The sequence below is a fragment of the Streptomyces sp. NPDC090499 genome (assembly GCF_044769305.1).
Lineage (GTDB): Bacteria > Actinomycetota > Actinomycetes > Streptomycetales > Streptomycetaceae > Streptomyces.
In genome coordinates this window covers 428,236-445,695 of the sequence record NZ_JBIVXP010000005.1, presented here as the reverse complement: position 1 = coordinate 445,695, position 17,460 = coordinate 428,236, and the positions used below count along the sequence as shown (strand labels likewise).

Annotated in this window: 14 protein-coding genes; 5 read left to right on the top strand and 9 right to left on the bottom strand. The window is 71.0% G+C overall.

What is annotated here, in order from left to right:
• Positions 1–56: 56 nt before the first annotated feature.
• On the top strand, positions 57–1,055 hold the full coding sequence (locus ACIQVL_RS21245) for an LLM class flavin-dependent oxidoreductase (protein WP_403440053.1): 999 nt from the start codon (positions 57–59) through the stop codon (positions 1,053–1,055).
• 24 nt (positions 1,056–1,079) lie between these two features.
• Here the strand turns inward: ACIQVL_RS21245 and ACIQVL_RS21240 are convergent, their stop codons facing one another.
• Positions 1,080–3,551, bottom strand: coding sequence for an ATP-dependent Clp protease ATP-binding subunit (locus tag ACIQVL_RS21240; protein WP_403440055.1), 2,472 nt, complete (start codon positions 3,549–3,551; stop codon positions 1,080–1,082).
• Positions 3,552–3,788: 237 nt separating this feature from the next.
• On the opposite strand from ACIQVL_RS21240, the gene ACIQVL_RS21235 reads away from it, so the two are divergent.
• The 3 genes from ACIQVL_RS21235 to ACIQVL_RS21225 all read left to right on the top strand — a co-directional run bounded on the left by ACIQVL_RS21235 (position 3,789) and on the right by ACIQVL_RS21225 (position 7,820).
• The gene (locus ACIQVL_RS21235; protein WP_403440057.1) at positions 3,789–3,980 is read left to right on the top strand and encodes an antitoxin; all 192 of its coding nucleotides are present in this window, start codon (positions 3,789–3,791) and stop codon (positions 3,978–3,980) included.
• Positions 3,981–4,054: 74 nt separating this feature from the next.
• Complete coding sequence (locus ACIQVL_RS21230) at positions 4,055–6,391, top strand: ATP-binding cassette domain-containing protein (protein WP_403476071.1); 2,337 nt, start codon at positions 4,055–4,057, stop codon at positions 6,389–6,391.
• Positions 6,392–6,434: 43 nt separating this feature from the next.
• A complete protein-coding gene (locus ACIQVL_RS21225; RefSeq protein ID WP_403476070.1) occupies positions 6,435–7,820 on the top strand; it encodes a DUF3500 domain-containing protein in 1,386 nt (461 codons plus the stop codon).
• On the opposite strand, the gene ACIQVL_RS21220 is transcribed toward ACIQVL_RS21225, so the two are convergent.
• From ACIQVL_RS21220 to ACIQVL_RS21200, 5 genes are all read right to left on the bottom strand, one after another.
• Positions 7,775–8,638, bottom strand: a complete 864-nt coding sequence (locus tag ACIQVL_RS21220; RefSeq protein ID WP_403476069.1) for a lysophospholipid acyltransferase family protein — start codon at positions 8,636–8,638, stop codon at positions 7,775–7,777. The genes ACIQVL_RS21225 and ACIQVL_RS21220 overlap by 46 nt on opposite strands.
• Positions 8,638–9,411, bottom strand: a complete 774-nt coding sequence (locus ACIQVL_RS21215) for a GNAT family N-acetyltransferase (protein WP_393534375.1) — start codon at positions 9,409–9,411, stop codon at positions 8,638–8,640. Before ACIQVL_RS21215 ends, ACIQVL_RS21220 begins: the two co-directional genes overlap by 1 nt.
• A 343-nt stretch (positions 9,412–9,754) precedes the next feature.
• The gene (locus ACIQVL_RS21210) at positions 9,755–10,504 is read right to left on the bottom strand and encodes a succinate dehydrogenase/fumarate reductase iron-sulfur subunit (RefSeq protein ID WP_403440063.1); all 750 of its coding nucleotides are present in this window, start codon (positions 10,502–10,504) and stop codon (positions 9,755–9,757) included.
• Positions 10,501–12,450, bottom strand: coding sequence for a fumarate reductase/succinate dehydrogenase flavoprotein subunit (locus ACIQVL_RS21205; RefSeq protein WP_403440065.1), 1,950 nt, complete (start codon positions 12,448–12,450; stop codon positions 10,501–10,503). Before ACIQVL_RS21205 ends, ACIQVL_RS21210 begins: the two co-directional genes overlap by 4 nt.
• A gap of 2 nt (positions 12,451–12,452) precedes the next feature.
• Positions 12,453–13,124 carry a succinate dehydrogenase gene (locus tag ACIQVL_RS21200; protein ID WP_403440236.1) on the bottom strand — a complete coding sequence of 224 codons (672 nt, stop codon included), beginning with the start codon at positions 13,122–13,124 and terminating at the stop codon, positions 12,453–12,455.
• Between the two features lie 119 nt (positions 13,125–13,243).
• Between ACIQVL_RS21200 and ACIQVL_RS21195 the strand changes: the two genes are divergently transcribed.
• Positions 13,244–14,128 carry a LysR family transcriptional regulator gene (locus ACIQVL_RS21195; RefSeq protein ID WP_403440067.1) on the top strand — a complete coding sequence of 295 codons (885 nt, stop codon included), beginning with the start codon at positions 13,244–13,246 and terminating at the stop codon, positions 14,126–14,128.
• A 96-nt stretch (positions 14,129–14,224) separates the two neighbouring features.
• Here ACIQVL_RS21195 and ACIQVL_RS21190 read toward each other — a convergent pair whose 3' ends face one another.
• Genes ACIQVL_RS21190 through ACIQVL_RS21180 form a run of 3 tightly spaced genes read right to left on the bottom strand, consistent with a single transcriptional unit; the run spans position 14,225 to position 17,444 of the window.
• Complete coding sequence (locus tag ACIQVL_RS21190) at positions 14,225–15,142, bottom strand: carbohydrate ABC transporter permease (protein WP_403476068.1); 918 nt, start codon at positions 15,140–15,142, stop codon at positions 14,225–14,227.
• Positions 15,139–16,071, bottom strand: coding sequence for a carbohydrate ABC transporter permease (locus ACIQVL_RS21185; RefSeq protein ID WP_403440071.1), 933 nt, complete (start codon positions 16,069–16,071; stop codon positions 15,139–15,141). Before ACIQVL_RS21185 ends, ACIQVL_RS21190 begins: the two co-directional genes overlap by 4 nt.
• Entirely contained in the window at positions 16,068–17,444 is a 1,377-nt protein-coding gene (locus ACIQVL_RS21180; RefSeq protein ID WP_403476067.1) for an ABC transporter substrate-binding protein, read from the bottom strand. The genes ACIQVL_RS21185 and ACIQVL_RS21180 overlap by 4 nt, the downstream gene beginning before the upstream one ends.
• Between the last annotated feature and the right edge of the window lie 16 nt (positions 17,445–17,460).

The window sequence follows — 17,460 nt, the reverse complement described above, 5'->3', positions numbered from 1 at the left end:
CCCGCGGCGGCGGAGCCCGGCGGGAATCCCGTGGCCGCGCGGCTGTTGAACCCTGTGTGAACGCAACCATCGCCCGGACCCGGTTCTCCGTCCTCGACCGCTCCCGCACCCGGGAGGGCCACTCGCCCGCCGAGGCGCTCCGGGACACCGTGGCGCTGGCGCGGGAGGTGGAGGCGCTCGGCTTCCACCGCTTGTGGGTGTCGGAGCACCACGGGGTGCCCGGGGTCGCGGGCTCGGCGCCGACCGTGCTCGCCGCGGCCGTGGCCGCCGCGACCCGGACCATCCGGGTCGGAACCGGCGGGGTGATGCTGCCCAACCACCAGCCCCTCGTCGTGGCCGAGCAGTTCGGCGTGCTGGAGTCGCTCTACCCGGGGCGGATCGACATGGGGCTCGGCCGGTCGGTGGGTTTCACGGACGGCGTGCGCAGGGCGCTGGGACGCGACAAGGGCGACGCCGAGGACTTCGCGGCGCAGCTCGGCGAACTGCTCGGCTGGTTCGAGGGGACCTCGCCGACGGGCGTGCGGGCCCGCCCGTCGGAGGGGCTGCGGGTGCCGCCGTTCGTGCTGGCGATGGGCGAGGGCGCGGACATCGCGGCCCGCGCCGGGCTGCCCATGGTCATCGGCGACCTACGGGGCCGCGAGAAGATGCGGCACGGCATCGAGCACTACCGCGACCGCTTCCGGCCCTCCCCGTGGGTGGCCGAGCCGTACGTGGTGATCTCCGGGACGGTCGCCGTCGCCGGCACCCCCGAGGCGGCACGCCGGCTGCTGGTCCCGGAGGCCTGGTCGATGGCGTACTCCCGCACGCACGGCTCGTTCCCGCCGCTGCCCCCGGCCGAGGCCGTGGAGACCCGGACGATGACCGCGAAGGAACGCGGCTTCTACGAGTCCGGGCTCGCCGGGCACATCGCCGGCACCGAGGACCAGGTCGCCCACGAACTGGAGACGGTCCTGAAGGAGACCGGTGCCGACGAGGTGCTGGTCACCACGAGCACGTACGACCGTGCGGCCCTGGTGGACTCGTACCGGCGGCTGGCCGGGATCATGGCCGCCTGACCGGACCGGTCGGGCCGTGGCCGGTCAGACGGTGGCCGGCTTGTCGGAACGGATCACGATCTCGCCGTTCGCCGCGTCCACCACCGCCCGCTCGCCCGCCACCAGCTGGCCGGACAGCAGCAGGTCGGCGAGGCGGTCGTCGACCTCGCGCTGGATGGTGCGGCGCAGCGGACGGGCGCCGAAGTCCGGCTCGTGGCCGAGGTTGGCGAGCAACCCGGCGGCCGCGTCGGTGACTTCGAGGCTGACGTCCTGGGCGTGCAGGCGGCGTCGGGTGTGTTCGAGGAGCAGGTCGACGATCTCGCGCAGCTGGGTGCGGTCCAGGCCGCGGAAGACGATGATCTCGTCGATGCGGTTGAGGAACTCCGGCCGGAAGTGCTGCTGGAGGGCCGGCATGACCGCCTCGCGGACCTTGCCGTAGTCCTCCGTGCCCGCGGCCAGGATGCGGTCGGCGCCGATGTTCGACGTCATGATGACGACGGTGTTCTTGAAGTCGACGGTGCGGCCCTGGGCGTCGGTGAGGCGGCCGTCGTCCAGGAGCTGGAGCAGGGTGTTGAAGACGTCCGGGTGGGCCTTCTCCACCTCGTCGAGGAGCAGCACGGCGTACGGCTGCCTGCGCACCGCCTCGGTGAGCTGGCCGGCCTCCTCGTGGCCGACGTATCCGGGCGGGGCGCCGACCAGGCGGGAGACGGTGTGGCGCTCCTGGAACTCGCTCATGTCGAGGCGGATCATGCGGGTCTCGTCGCCGAAGAGGGCGGCGGCCAGGGCGCGGGCCAGTTCGGTCTTGCCGACGCCGGTCGGGCCGAGGAAGAGGAAGCTGCCGACGGGCCGGTTGGGGTCGCTCATGCCGGCGCGGGCGCGACGGACCGCGCGGGCGACCGCGGTGATCGCCTCGTCCTGGCCGACGACCCGTTCGTGCAGGTGCTCCTCCAGCTTCATCAGCCGCTCCCGCTCCTCCTCGGTGAGCTCGGCGACCGGGATGCCGGTGGTGCGGGAGACGACCTCGGCGATGTCCTCGGCGGTGACCTTGGGCGCGTGCTCCTCGGCGCTGCCGGCCTGTTCCAGCTCGGCCTCGGTGGCCTTGATGCGGTCGCGGAGCTCCTTGGCGCGCTCGTACTCCTCGTCGGCGACGGCCTGGTCCTTCTCCCGGTTCAGGGCGGCGATGCGGTCCTCGATGTCCCGGGTGTCGGTGGGCGGGGTCTTCGAGCGCAGCCGGACCCGGGCCGCCGCCTGGTCCATCAGGTCGATCGCCTTGTCGGGCAGGAACCGCGAGGTGATGTACCGGTCGGACAGCTCGGCCGCCGCGACCACCGCCTCGTCGGTGATGCGGACCTGGTGGTGGGCCTCGTAGCGGTCGCGCAGGCCGCGCAGGATCTCGATGGTGTCGTCGACGGTGGGCTCGCCGACCAGGATGGGCGCGAACCGGCGTTCCAGGGCCGCGTCCTTCTCGATGTGCTTGCGGTACTCGTCGACGGTGGTCGCCCCGATGAGGTGCAACTCGCCGCGCGCGAGGGCGGGTTTGAGGATGTTACCCGCGTCGAGGGAGCCGTCCCCGCCGCCGCCCGCGCCCACGACCGTGTGCAACTCGTCGAGGAACAGGACGAGTTCGTCGCCGTGCTCACGGACCTCGTCGAGCAGCTTCTTCAGCCGCTCCTCGAACTCGCCCCGGTACTTGGTGCCGGCCACCATCCCGGCCAGGTCCAGGGAGACCAGCCGCTTGCCCTCAAGGGTCTTGGGCACGTCCCCGGCGACGATCCGTTGCGCGATCCCCTCCACGATGGCGGTCTTGCCGACACCCGGGTCGCCGATCAGGACCGGGTTGTTCTTGCTGCGCCGGGAGAGCACCTCGATGGTCTGCTCGACCTCCTCGTCCCGCCCGATCACCGGGTCCAGACGCCCGGCCCTGGCGTCCTCGGTGAGGTCACGTCCGTACTCGTCGATCGTCGGCGTGGTGCTGGGCTTCCTGCGCTCCCCGGCGCCCTCGGCCGGCCTCCGGGTCGGCTCCCAGCCGCTCTCGCCGAGCGCGCGGCCGGCCGCCGACTCCGGGTTCGCGGCGAGCGCGCGCAGCAGGTGCTCGGGGCCGATGTAGGAGGCGCCCTCGGCGCGCGAGATCTGGTAGGCGTCGAGGAGGGCGCGTTTGGCGGCCGGGGTGAGGGTGGTGGGCTCCGCCTTCTCGCCGCCGCCGTGGCCGGCGGTGAGCCGCGCCCTGAGCTGGTCGGGGTCGGCGCCCACCTCGGCGAGCAGCCGCCGGGTTGAGTCGTGGGTGGTGGCGGCGGCCAGCAGGTGCCGGGCGTCCAGTTCGTCGCTGCCCTCGACGGCGGCGAGGTCGCGGGCCTCGGCGACCAGCTCCCGGGCCCGTTCGGACAGCAGGCTGCCGATGTCGACGCGCTGTGGGCGGCGAGGCTGCGCACCCGTCCCCGCGCCGCCGAAGAAGCGGGACATCAGCTCGTCGAAGTCCTCGAAGGGGCTGCGTCCGAATCCGAAACCGGAAGTACTCATGGGGCCGGGCCTTTCTGCGGACAGCTGTGCGGGGCGGCGCCGCGGGGCGGCTGCGCGAGAGCCTCTCCGGAGGGCTCCGCGATCGGCGGCAATCCGCGTCTTCCAAGCTCGCACAGGCGCGCCGGGCCCGCACGGGGACGGCCGCCGAGATGCGGACGGGGACGGCCGCCGAGATGCGGACGGCGCCGCGGCCGGTGACGCTGGGGGTGGAAGCCGAAACCAGCGAGGAGGGCTGCCATGTCCATGCTGGACAAGCTCAAGGGGATGCTCAAGGGCCACGAGGACCAGGCCAGGCAGGGCGTCCAAAAGGGCGGGGACATGATCGACGAGCGGACCGGGAACAAGTACCAATCCCAGGTCGACACGGCCCAGAAGCAGGCCGACGACTACATCGAACGGCAGCGGAGGCAGGGCGACCCTCCGCAGTAGAGGACGACCGCGCGGGCTAGGATCGCGGGGTTTGTCCCTGCCCCGCGAGTCGCCCGTCACGGAGTGCCCGTCCGATGCACAGCCCCCACGACCCGTACGTCCGCGTGCGCGGCGCCCGTGAGCACAACCTCAGGGGCGTCGACGTGGACATCCCCCGGGACGTGCTGGCCGTCTTCACCGGTGTGTCCGGCTCGGGGAAGTCGTCCCTGGCGTTCGGCACGATCTACGCCGAGGCCCAGCGGCGCTACTTCGAGTCGGTCGCGCCGTACGCGCGCCGGCTGATCCACCAGGTCGGGGCGCCGAAGGTCGCGGAGATCAGCGGGCTGCCGCCGGCGGTCTCGCTGCAGCAGCGCCGCTCGGCCCCCACCTCCCGCTCCTCGGTCGGCACGGTCACCAACCTGTCCAACTCCCTGCGGATGCTCTTCTCGCGCGCCGGGGACTATCCGCCGGGCGCGGTGCGGCTCGATTCCGACGCGTTCTCCCCCAACACGGCGGCGGGCGCCTGCCCCGAGTGCCACGGCTTGGGCCGGGTGCACCGGACCACCGAGGAGTCCCTGGTCCCGGACCCGTCGCTGTCCGTCCGCGAGGGCGCGATCGCCGCGTGGCCGGGTGCCTGGCAGGGCAAGAACCTGCGGGACATCCTGGCCGCGCTCGGTCACGACGTCGACCGGCCGTGGCGCGAGCTGCCCGCCGAGGAACGCGAGTGGATCCTCTTCACGGACGAGCAGCCGGTGGTCACCGTGCACCCGGTCCGGGACGCCGACCGTATCCAGCGGCCCTACCAGGGCACGTACACGAGCGCCCGCCGGTATGTGCTGAAGACCTTCTCGGACTCCCGGAGCCCGACGCTGCGGGCGAAGGCGGAGCGGTTCCTGACCAGTGCGCCCTGCCCGGTGTGCGGCGGCAGCAGGCTGCGGCCGGAGGCCCTCGCCGTGACGTTCGCCGGCCGTACGATCGCCGAACTCGTCGCGCTGCCGCTGACGGAGCTGTCCCGACTCCTCGGCGGACAGCGCGGGTCGGAGACCGTGCGGGTCCTCGCCGCGGACCTCACCGCCCGCATCGCGCCCGTCACCGAACTGGGTCTCGGCTATCTCAGCCTGGACCGGGCCACCCCCACCCTCTCCGCGGGCGAACTCCAACGCCTGCGCCTGGCCACCCAGTTGCGGTCCGGACTCTTCGGTGTCGTCTACGTCCTGGACGAGCCGTCGGCCGGTCTGCACCCGGCGGACACCGAGGCGCTGCTCACCGTGCTGGAGCGGTTGAAGGCGGCCGGGAACTCGGTGTTCGTGGTGGAGCACCACCTGGACGTGGTGCGCGCCGCCGACTGGCTGGTGGACGTGGGCCCGCGGGCCGGCGAGCACGGCGGCGAGGTGCTGCACAGCGGACCGGTGGCGCAACTGGCCGGCGTCGCCGGCTCCGCCACCGCCCGCTACCTGTTCGCGCGGGATCCCGTCCCGGCCCGCGCACCGCGGCCCGCCAGGGGCTGGCTGACGGTCGGCCCGGTGACCCGGCACAACCTCCGCGGGGTCACCGCCGAGTTCCCGCTCGGTGTCCTCACCGCCGTCACCGGGGTCTCCGGCTCCGGCAAGTCGACGCTGATCGGCGAGATCACCGGGGAACCGGCCGAGGTCGGACGTCTGGTCTCCGTCGACCAGAAGCCGATCGGCCGCACCCCGCGCTCCAACCTGGCCACCTACACCGGCCTGTTCGACGTCGTACGGAAGGTGTTCGCGGCCACCGGGCAGGCGCGGGAGCGCGGTTACGGCGTCGGGCGGTTCTCCTTCAACGTGGCCGGGGGCCGCTGCGAGACCTGCCAGGGCGAGGGGTTCGTCAGCGTGGAGCTGCTGTTCCTGCCGAGCACCTACGCGCCGTGCCCGGACTGCGGCGGGGCGCGCTACAACCCCGAGACGCTCGAAGTGACCTACCGGGGGCGGAACATCGCCGAGGTGCTGGACCTGACCGTGGCGGGCGCGGCGGAGTTCTTCGCGGACACCCCGGCCGCCGCGCGCAGCCTGGCCACGCTCCTCGACGTGGGCCTCGGCTATCTGCGACTCGGGCAGCCCGCCACGGAGTTGTCCGGCGGCGAGGCCCAGCGCATCAAGCTGGCGGGCGAGTTGCAGCGCGGGCGGCGCGGCCACAGCCTCTACCTCCTCGACGAGCCGACGACGGGCCTGCATCCGGCCGATGTCGAGGTGCTGATGCGGCAGTTGCACGGGCTGGTCGACGCCGGGCACTCGGTCGTGGTGGTCGAGCACGACATGACGGTGGTGGCGGACGCCGACTGGGTGATCGACCTGGGGCCGGGCGGCGGGGACCGGGGCGGGCGGATCGTCGCGGCGGGTCCGCCGGCCGAGGTGGCCCGGACCGGGGACAGCGTCACCGCGCCCTATCTGTCCCGTTCCCTCCCCTGACGGTCTTCAGGAACACTTCAGGTTGCCCCGGAACCTTGGGCGCATGCACGGACACCACCCCCGCACCCCCGAAGCCGAGCGCAGCCGCCGCTGGTTCATGAACAAGGCGCTGCTCGCCGGCGGTGCCGCCGCGCTGGCGACCATGACCGGCTGCTCCAACGGCTCCTCGAACACGTCGAGTTCGCCCTCCGGGGCGCCGAGCGGCGGCATGCCCTCGGGCGGCCCCGGCGGCGCCGGCGGCATGGGCCCCGGCCAGACCGAGGTGAAGTACAAGGACTTCACCGGCCTCACCACGGACGGCAAGGTCGTCGACGACCTGTACGCGGTCCACTCCACCGGCGTCTCCACGGACAAGGTCGTCAAGGCCGCGCAGGCGTTCCTGGACGGGCTCAGCGCCAAGGAGCGCAAGTCCTGCACCTTCGACGTGGACGACGACGAGTGGCTGGCCTGGAGCAACGTCGACGGGTACCAGCGCAAGGGCGTCCGGATGGGCGACATCACGGACAGGAAGCGGGAGCTGGGCTTCGCGCTGCTCGGTGCCGCGCTGTCCGCGAAGGGTCTCACCCAGACCCGCAACATCATGAAGCTCAACCAGTTCCTGGGCGACTACAACGGCGGCAACCGGGACACCCTCACCGAGGGCGCCTACTTCTTCACCTTCATGGGCACCCCGTCGACCAGCAAGCCCTGGGGCTTCCAGTACGAGGGCCACCACGTCGCCATCAACTACTTCGTGCTCGGCGACCAGGTCGTGATGACGCCGACCTTCATGGGCTCCGAGCCGACCTCGGCCACCTACGAGGGCGAGAAGATCACCCTCTTCAAGCCGGAGACCAAGGCCGGCCTGGCCCTGATCCGCTCCCTCACCTCGGCCCAGCGCGCCAAGGTGATCGACTCGAAGGTGAGCAAGTCCGGCACCGACATGAAGGCGGGCGCGGGCTCCGACAACCTGAAGCTCGCCTACCAGGGCCTGCCCGGCTCCGAGCTCACCTCGGCGCAGAAGGACAAACTCCTCGACCTGGTCCGGGTCTACGTCGGTTACATGGGCGACGGGCACGCCGAGGTGAAGATGACCGAGGTGGAGAAGCATCTGGACCAGACGTACTTCTACTGGCTCGGCAAGACCAAGGACACCTCGGCCTTCTACTACCGGGTGCACAGCCCCGTCGTCCTCATCGAGTACGACGCCCAGTCGCCGCTCGCCTACGGCACGAAGACCGGCGGCGGGCAGCCCTCGGGGCAGCCCACCGGCCAGATGACCGGGCAGCCCACCGGCGGTATGCCCTCCGGCGGGCCGGGCGGCGGCGGTGGCATGGGCGGCCCGAACGGCACGCCCACCCAGCAGCACATCCACACGATCATCCGCACGCCCAACGGCGGCGACTACGGCGTCGACTTGCTCAAGCTCCACTTGGAGACCGACCACTGAGAGGCCCGCTCGGGGCTCACCAGAGCCGCGTGCGTCCAGGCCGGCTCGTGGGTCACCGGCTGGGCGGCGCGGGCGAGTGTGCGACGGTCCGGGTGGCTGCCGGCCGCTATCAGCGGCCGTATGTCCACCTCGGCCACCAGGCCGCGGGTCGACACCACTCGCCAGAGGGAGGCCAGCAGCGTGTCCGCGCCGACATAGGCGGGCACGGTGCTGGCCGCTCCGGCTTCCAGCCGGTAGTGCAGCCGCACCGGCTGCACGGGCGCGCCGGCGTCCAGCGCGGCCTGGAACACGGCCCGCCGGAACCGCCCCTGGGCCCGGCCGCACCAGGTGCTGCCCTCCGGGAAGGCGACCACCGCGGCGCCTTCCCGCAGCGCCCCGGCGATCCGGCCGACAGTGTCCGGCAGCGCCCGCAGCCGGTCCCGGTCGATGAACAGCGCCCCGGCCCCGGCCACCAGCGCGCCGGCCACCGGCCACTCGCGGATCTCCTTCTTGGCGAGCATCCGCGCCGGCCGCACGGCGGCCAGCAGCGGGATGTCCATCCAGGAGATGTGGTTGGCGACAAGGAGCACCCCGCCGGTGCCCGGAGCACTCCCGGTGATCCGGACCTGGACCCCGGCCGCTCGGACGAGCGTCCGGGAGAACCGGCGCACCCACTCGGTGGGTATCCGCCCGCCGAGCGGCAGCAGCGCGATGGCGACCAGCATCAGGACCACGACCGCGGCGAACCGCAGCACGGCCCGGGGCAGGGTCGTCAGGGACCCCGCGCGCTCCACGCAGGCGCCCGGGGTGCAGGGCGCGCTGGGCAGCCAGACGCTCATCAGGCCGGGACGAGCGAGAGGAAGTGCCGCAGGTAGCGCGCGTTGACGCGGCGCATCGACAGCAGCACGTACATGTCGGCGACCCCGAAGTCCGGGTCGTGCGCGGGCTCGCCGCACACCCAGGCGCCGAGGCGGATGTAACCGCGCAGCAGGGCGGGCAGCTCGGTACGGCCCTCGGCGGCCGGCACGGTGGGGACCCAGGGGTTCAGGGGGCGTACCCGGAACTCCTCCGGTGCGAGGTGCTTGGCCTGCACCCGGTCCCAGGTGGCGGCGGCGAGGGCGCCGCCGTCGGCGAGCGGGACGGAGCAGCAGCCTGCCAGCCACTCGTGGCCGCGGTCGACCATGTACCGGGCTATGCCGGCCCAGATCAGGCCGATGACGGCACCGTCGCGGTGGGCGGGGTGCACGCAGGACCGGCCGACCTCGACGAGGCCGGAGCGGATGGGGGCGAGCGTGCTCAGGTCGAACTCGCCCTCGGAGTAGAGGCGGCCGGCGACCGCGGCGCGCTCCGGCGGCAGCAGCCGGTAGGTGCCGACGACCTCGCCGGTGAGGGCCTCGCGGATGAGGAGGTGGTCGCAGTACGCGTCGAAGGCGTCCACGTCCAGTCCCGGCTCCGGCCCGTCGAGCCGGGCTCCCATCTCTCCGGCGAACACCTGGTAGCGCAGCCGCTGTGCGGCCCGGACGTCGTCCTCGTCACGGGCGAGCTGCACCAGGTAGCCGGAGTCCCCGGCTGGGGCGGCGAGAGCGGGGGGTGAGGCGGGCATGGCGGTCATGGAGGTCTCCTGCGCCGAGCGGAAGCTGAGGAAATCTGCACCTGCTTTCTTCCGTGGCAGGCTGGACTCGGCGTGACGTGCGCGGGACCCGTGGATGTGCGACTGCTGAATGCCGGGGGTCGGACCGTTTCCGGTCACTCACAGACGCCTGAGAGTAACGCCACCGTGATGAAACGGCCGTAAAGAACGCGAGACGGGGCCGGTGAGCACCACTCCCCGACCCCGCCCGTCCGCACCTCTCGGCGAACGACTGTGACTTTTCTACGCCCCTGAGGACAGCGCCCCGTCAGGGGCGCGGGGAACTGCGCGACCGGCCACGACGGCGCAGCAGTCCCCGACGGCGCTACCGCTTCCCCACCTTCCGGGTAGCCCGCAACCACTCCTTGTTCATACTGGTGATCGACACCAGCGGAATCCCCTTCGGGCAGGCAGTCGCGCACTCACCCGCCAGCGTGCACCCCCCGAACCCCTCCGCATCCATCTGCCCCACCATGTCCAGCACCCGTGTCTCCCGCTCGGGCGCCCCCTGCGGCAGCACGTTCAGGTGGTTCACCTTGGCGGACGTGAACAGCATCGCCGCCCCGTTCGGGCAGGCCGCGACGCACGCCCCGCACCCGATGCACTCGGCGTGCTCGAACGCGAAGTCGGCGTCGGCCTTCGGCACCGCCGTGGCGTGGGCCTCCGGCGCCGCCCCGGTCGGCGCGGTGATGTACCCGCCGGCCTGGATGATCCGGTCGAACGCCGACCGGTCCACCACCAGGTCCTTGATCACCGGGAACGCGGACGCCCGCCACGGCTCGATGTCGATCGTGTCGCCGTCCTTGAAGGACCGCATGTGCAGCTGGCAGGTGGTGGTGCGCTCGGGACCGTGCGCGTCCCCGTTGATCACCAGGGAGCACGCGCCGCAGATGCCCTCGCGGCAGTCGTGGTCGAAGGCGACCGGGTCCTCGCCGCGCAGGATGAGTTCCTCGTTGAGCGTGTCGAGCATCTCCAGGAACGACATGTCGGTGGAGATGCCGTCCACCTCGTACGTGGACATCGCGCCGTCGGCGTCGGCGTTCTGCTGCCGCCAGACGCGCAGGGTGAGCTTCATGCGTAGCTCCGCTGGGTGGGGTGGACGTACTCGAAGACCAGGTCTTCCTTGTGCAGCACCGGGGCGTCCCCGGTGCCGGTGAACTCCCAGGCGGCCGCGTACGCGAACTCGTCGTCCTTGCGGGCGGCCTCGCCGTCCGGCGTCTGGGACTCCTCCCGGAAGTGGCCGCCGCAGGACTCGGCGCGGTGCAGCGCGTCGAGGCACATCAGCTCGGCCAGTTCCAGGTAGTCGACGATGCGGTTGGCCTTCTCCAGGGACTGGTTGAACTCCTCGCCGGTGCCCGGCACCTTGATCCGCCGCCAGAACTCCTCACGGATCTGCGGGATGCGCTCAAGTGCCTTGCGCAGACCGGCGTCCGTGCGGGCCATGCCGCAGAACTCCCACATGAGTTCGCCGAGTTCGCGGTGGAAGGAGTCCGGGGTGCGGTCGCCGTCGACGGACAGCAGCAGGTTCAGCCGGTCCTCGGTCTCGGCCAGCACCTCCTGGACGGCGGGGTGTTCGTCGGTCACCGCGTCCTGGTGGGGGTTGCGGGCGAGGTAGTCGTTGATGGTGGCCGGCAGCACGAAGTAGCCGTCGGCCAGGCCCTGCATCAGCGCGCTCGCGCCGAGCCGGTTGGCGCCGTGGTCGGAGAAGTTGGCCTCGCCGACCGCGAACAGGCCGGGCACGGTGGTCTGGAGGTCGTAGTCGACCCACAGCCCGCCCATCGTGTAGTGCACGGCAGGATAGATCCGCATCGGCACCTCGTACGGATCCTCGTCGGTGATCCGCTGGTACATGTCGAAGAGGTTGCCGTACTTCGCCTCGACGGCCTTCCGCCCCAGCCGCGCGATGGCGTCGGCGAAGTCCAGGTAGACGCCCTGCCCGCCGGGGCCGACGCCCCGGCCCTCGTCGCAGACGTTCTTCGCGGCGCGGGAGGCGATGTCGCGCGGGACCAGGTTGCCGAAGGACGGGTAGATGCGCTCCAGGTAGTAGTCGCGCTCGTCCTCGGGGATCCGGTTCGCGGGCCGGGTGTCGCCCTTGGCCTTCGGGACCCAGATCCGGCCGTCGTTGCGCAGCGACTCGCTCATCAGCGTCAGCTTGGACTGGTGGTCGCCGGTGCGCGGGATGCAGGTGGGGTGGATCTGGGTGAAGCACGGGTTGGCGAAGTAGGCGCCGCGCCGGTGCGCCCGCCAGATGGCGGTGGCGTTGGAGTTCATGGCGTTCGTCGACAGGTAGAAGACGTTGCCGTAGCCGCCGCTGGCGAGGACGACAGCGTCCGCGAAGTACGTGTCGATCTTCCCGGTGATCAGGTCCCGGGCCACGATCCCGCGCGCCCGTCCGTCGACGACGATCACGTCGAGCATCTCGGTGCGCGGGTGCATCTCGACGTTCCCGGCGGCGATCTGCCTGCTCAGCGCCTGGTAGGCGCCGAGGAGCAGCTGCTGGCCCGTCTGGCCGCGGGCGTAGAAGGTGCGGGACACCTGGACACCGCCGAAGGACCGGGTGTCCAGCAGCCCGCCGTACTCACGGGCGAACGGCACGCCCTGCGCCACGCACTGGTCGATGATCTCGACGGAGATCTGGGCGAGGCGGTGGACGTTGGACTCACGGGCCCGGAAGTCGCCGCCCTTGACGGTGTCGTAGAACAGCCGGTGGACGGAGTCGCCGTCGTTGCGGTAGTTCTTCGCCGCGTTGATCCCGCCCTGCGCGGCGATCGAGTGGGCGCGGCGCGGGGAGTCCTGGTAGCAGAACTGGACGACGTGGTAGCCCTGTTCGGCGAGGGTGGCCCCGGCGGAACCGCCGGCCAGGCCGGTGCCGACGACGATCACCGTGTGCTTGCGCCGGTTGGCGGGGTTGACCAGCCTGGCCTCGAAACGGCGCTTGTCCCAGCGCTCGTTGACCGGTCCTGCGGGGGCCTTGCCGTCGGAGACGGGTTCGCCGGTCGGGTAGTTCACGTATTCGGTCATGGTCAGCTCACCACTCCGGTCATGACACCCACGGGTACGGCGATGAAACCGGCCGTGAGCAGCAGCGCGAGGACGTCGGCCGTGATCTTGAGGGCGCGGTCGCGGGTGCGGCTGCCGACGCCGAGGGTCTGGGCGGCGCTCCAGAAGCCGTGCCGCACGTGCAGGCCGAGCGCGAGCATCGCCACGATGTAGATGACGTCGCCGTACCAGGTGGAGAAGGTGTCCACCACGTTCTGGTACGGGTGGCCCTCCTGGAAGCCGCCGGAGTGCACGGTGCCGGTGGTCAGGTCGAGGATGTGCCAGACGATGAACAGGGCGAGGATGATCCCGCCCCAGCGCATCGTGCGGGTGGCGTAGGAAGCACGCGGCTTCTTGTGCACGTACTTGCTCGGGCGCGCCCTGATGTCGCGGCGGCTGAGCTGGTACGCGGACGTGGCGTGGGCGACCACGGCGACGACCAGGACGATCCGGATGAGCCAGAGCGTCCACTCGTAGTGCATGAACGGTTCGCCGATGGTGCGCAGCCAGTGGGCGTAGTGGTTGAACTCGCCGGCCCCGAAGTAGATCTTCAGGTTCCCGATCATGTGGACGACCAGGTAGAGCAGCATGATCAGGCCGCTGACGGCCATCACGGTCTTCTTGCCGACGGAGCTGTCCCACATCGTGCGCGCCATGGACGGCCGTCGGTCCGTCCGCGTTGCCAGAGCCATGGGGATGACGCTAGGGCCGGACCACCTGATCGGTCCAAGACATGGTCCGGCTTGATTCCATAGTCGAAAGCTATCGTGTCACCATGCAGTTCCAGCAGCTTCAGTACTTCGTCGCCGTGGCCGAGACCCGGCACTTCACCCGGGCCGCCGAGTTGGTCCATGTCGCCCAGCCGTCGCTGTCCCAGCAGATCAAGGCGCTGGAGCGGGAGCTGGGGGCGGATCTGTTCCTGCGCGCGCGGGGCAACATCACCCTCACCGACGCGGGCGAGGCGCTGCTGCCGCTGGCCCGGCGGATTCTCGCGGACGCGGACACCGCCCGGCACGAGGTGCAGGAACTGGTGCAGCTGCGCAGCGGCCGGGTACGGCTGGGTGCGACGCCCAGTCTGTGCACCGGGCTGCTGCCGGACGTGCTGCGGGCGTTCCACGACCGGTATCCGGGGATCCAGCTGCTGATCGAGGAGAGCGGCTCCCACGACCTGGTGCGGGAGCTGGCGCGCGGGGCGCTGGACCTGGCGCTGATCGTGCTGCCGCTGCCGCCGGCGTCGCCCGCGCTGACGACCGTGGAGCTGCTGCGGGAGGACCTGGTGGTGGTGTCCTCGCCCGAGGCGACGGTGCCCGGCCGGGGGCGGGGCGGGGTGAAGATCTCCGATCTGGAGGGGGAGCGGCTGGTGATGTTCCGGCACGGCTACGACCTGCGGGAGCTGACCGTCGCCGCGTGTCGCTCCGCCGGGTTCGAGCCGAGTTTTGCTGTTGAGGGGGGTGAGATGGATGCGGTGCTGGGGTTTGTGCGGGCGGGGCTGGGCGTGGCCGTGGTGCCTCGGATGGTGGCGGCTCGGTCGGGGCGGGGGCTGCGGGTCACTCCGTTGGCTCGGCCGGGGTTGCATCGGACGATCGCGTTGGCTCATCGCAGTGATGTGGCGCCGCCTCGGGCCGCCAGGGAGTTGCAGAGGATGTTGTTGGAGAGGTGACGTCGCATGGTTGTCTGCGGGTTCGTTGTGGCTGGTCGCGCAGTTCCCCGCGCCCCTGAAGGGGCGCTGTGGGCGGCGTGCCCTTCGAAGGACCGTTCACTCCTTCGTCGATCCCGCCAGCATGCCTGACACCAAGGTCCGTTGCGAGAAGAGGAAGAGAACCAGGACCGGCAGGATCGCGATGATGATCGCCAGGGCCAGTTCGGGGATCGTGATGTTCAGACCCGCCCCTGCTACCGGGTTGAACGACGGAGTGGAGGTGAGGAGTTGGTTGAGGCCCACCTGGACCGGGAACTCGTTGCTGCTCGGGAGGACCAGGTAGGGCAGGAAGAAGTTGTTCCAGTTGCCGACGAAGCTGAAGAAGGCGACCAGGCCGATCACCGGCTTCGCCAGGGGCAACGCGATGCGGGCGAAGAGCTGCCATTCGGTGCAGCCGTCGATCCGGGCGGCGGAGAGCAGGTCCCGGGGCAGGCTGCTGCCGAAGTAGATGTACACGAGGTACACACCGAACGGGTAGAAGGAGAAGGGCAGGATCACCGACCAGACCGTGCCGATCAGGTGGAAGCGGTTGAGCTCCAGGAAGACCGGGAGCACCAGGGTGGCCTGCGGCATGATCATGGTGACCAGGGTGATCACGAGGAGCGTCCTGCGGCCCCTGAACTTCGTCAGGGCCAGCGCGTAGCCGGCCGGGACGCTGACGGCGAGGGTGAGGACGAGCGAACCGCCCGAGTAGATCGCCGAGTTCTTCAGCCAGGTGAGCATCGCGCCGTCCTGGAACGCGAAGAGATGCCGCCAGGCCGCGCCGATCTGGTGGAACGAGCCGAAGGACAGCGGGTTGTCGCTGACCACCTCCCCCGCCGTCTTGGACGGGGCGAGCAGCAGCCAGACCACCGGCAGGACGAAGAACACCAGGAGGAAGGCCAGCAGGACGGCCACGGCCAGGAAGGACAGGGCACGGGAGGGGCGGACGCGCCGGGGCGTCGCCGCTGCCGGGGAGAGAGCTGAGGGCGTCATGACTCATCCAACCTGAACAGGTTCGAGCGGGCGACGAGCAGGCCCGCGGCCAGGAGTCCCACGGCGAGCAGGACGACGGAGATGGCGGCGGCGCCGTTGAAGTCGCCCTGCTGGAAGGCGTACACGTAGGCGAGCTGGTTGGGTGACCAGGTGGGGCTGACCCGGCCGAGGCTGGCCGTCTGGAGGAGTTGGGGCTCGACGAACAGCTGGGTGCCGGTGGCGAAGGCCATGATGGTCATGTAGACGATCCACTGCCGGATCATCGGGATCTGGATGTGCCAGGCGGTCCGCCAGGGACCCGCGCCGTCCATCCGGGCCGCTTCGAGGACCTCGTCGGGGATGTTGTTCAGCGCCCCGTACATCACCACCATCCAGCCGCCCGCGCCGGTCCAGAAGGCGATCAGCATGAGGATCAGGGGGAGGTTGGAGGGGGCCAGAACGGCCGCGAAGGTCTGCAGGCCCATGCTCTTCAGCAGCCAGGAGACCGGGCTGACGTCGGGATCCAGCATGAACAGCCAGACCAGGACGCTGGCCACGCCGGCGAGGGCGCCGGGGATGTAGTAGAGGAAGCGGAACAGGGCGGAGGTGCCGGGGCGGACCCGGCTGCGCAGGATCACCGCGACCAGGACGACCAGCACCACGAGCGCGGCCAGCCACAGCAGCAGGTAGACCAGCATGTGGGTGAAGGCGGGCCCGAAGCGGTAGTCCTGGACCACCTTGACGAACTGGTTCAGGCCGGTGAACTGGCCCCGGTCGTTGGTGAACGCCAGGTAGAAGGAGTAGGCGGTCGGCACGATGCCGAACGCGAGCAGCAGCAGTGCGTAGGCGGCGACGAAGTAGTGGCCCGCGCGGCCGCGGGCCCTGCGCCGCGGCGGGGTGCCGCGGCGCAGGGGGGAGACGGCGGTGCGCTCGGTCTCCAGCAGGGTCACTTGTTCTCCACCTTGTATCCGTTTGCCTTGGCCTCGTTGCCGATCTCCTGCTGCCAGGCGGGCAGCGTGTCGGTCAGGCTCTTCCCGGCGGTCAGGGCGGGCAGGACGACGCTGGACCAGGCGGTGGCGTCCGAGAACCTGGTGTTCGACCAGCCGGTCCACACGTCGTTCGCGGCCTGCTGGAACGCCGTGCTGACGTCGTCGGCGAAGTAGTCGCTGTTGGCCGGGTTCTTCAGCCAGGCCTCGGCGGCCTTGGTGTACGCCGGGTAGGTGGGCGCGGACGCCTGGTTCTCGTCGGACGTGGTGAGCCAGCTGACGAGGTCCGTGGAGGCCTTGAGGTTGGCGCTGTGCGAGGACACCATCCAGACCCCGCCGCCGACGTTGCCGGTGGCCGCCTCGGTCTCCCCCTGCCAGGTCAGCGGGGGTGCCGCGGCGATCTGCTTGGCCGGGGTCTTGAAGGCGGCCTTGAAGAGGTACTGGCCGTACCAGGACGGGCCGTAGGCCATCAGGACCTTGCTGCCGCTGTCCTTGGCGAAGCCCTGGCTGAAGAAGCCCTTGGTGGTGACGGCCTTCGCGTCGATCAGACCGTCGAGGAGCTTGGCCGTGCGGGTGCAGTTCGGGTCCTGGAGATCGGTGCGCAGGGTGTCCGGCTTCACGAGGTCGAACGCCGGGCACTGGCCGGACCAGAAGTACGACTCGTGGGAGTTGGTGTCCCCGACCGAGCCGACGAGGTAGCCGGGGTGCTCCTTGGCGACCTTCTTGCCGAGGGCCTCGTACTCCTCCCAGGTGGTGGGGACCTGGTAACCCCACTTGTCCATGAGGGACTTGTTGTACCAGAGCACGACCTGGGCGATGTCGTTGCGCATGCAGTAGGTGTGGCCGTCGAACTGACAGGGCGTCAGGGAGCCCTTGGCGAAGCCGTCGAGGGTGGCCTGCGGGACGAGCTTGTCGTCCAGCGGGGCGGCGAAGGGCTGCGCTCCGCTCTTGGTGGGCTGGGACGCCCAGGTCACGTCGGTGGGCGAACCGAAGACCACGTCGGGCCAGCCGCTGCCGGTCCGGTCGAAGAGCTGGACCTTGGACTGGAGGTAGGTCGAGCCGTCGGCGCCGCCGTCGTACGTGACGACGTCCATCTTCACGTCCGGATGGGCCTTCTGGTACGCCTGCACGGCGGGCAGGCGGGTCGAGTCCGCCCAGACCGTGATCTGCGAACCGCCCTTCTGCGTGGCCGGCTTGAAGGTCGACCCGTCGGAAGGGGAGGACTGCGCGGTGGTGTCGGCGCTGGCGCAGCCGGCCAGCAGCGCGGCGGTGGACAGGGCGAGTGCGGCGGCGGCGGTACGCAGCACGCCCGGTCTCTTGGACACGGAAGACCTCATCGTCTTGCCTTTCTGT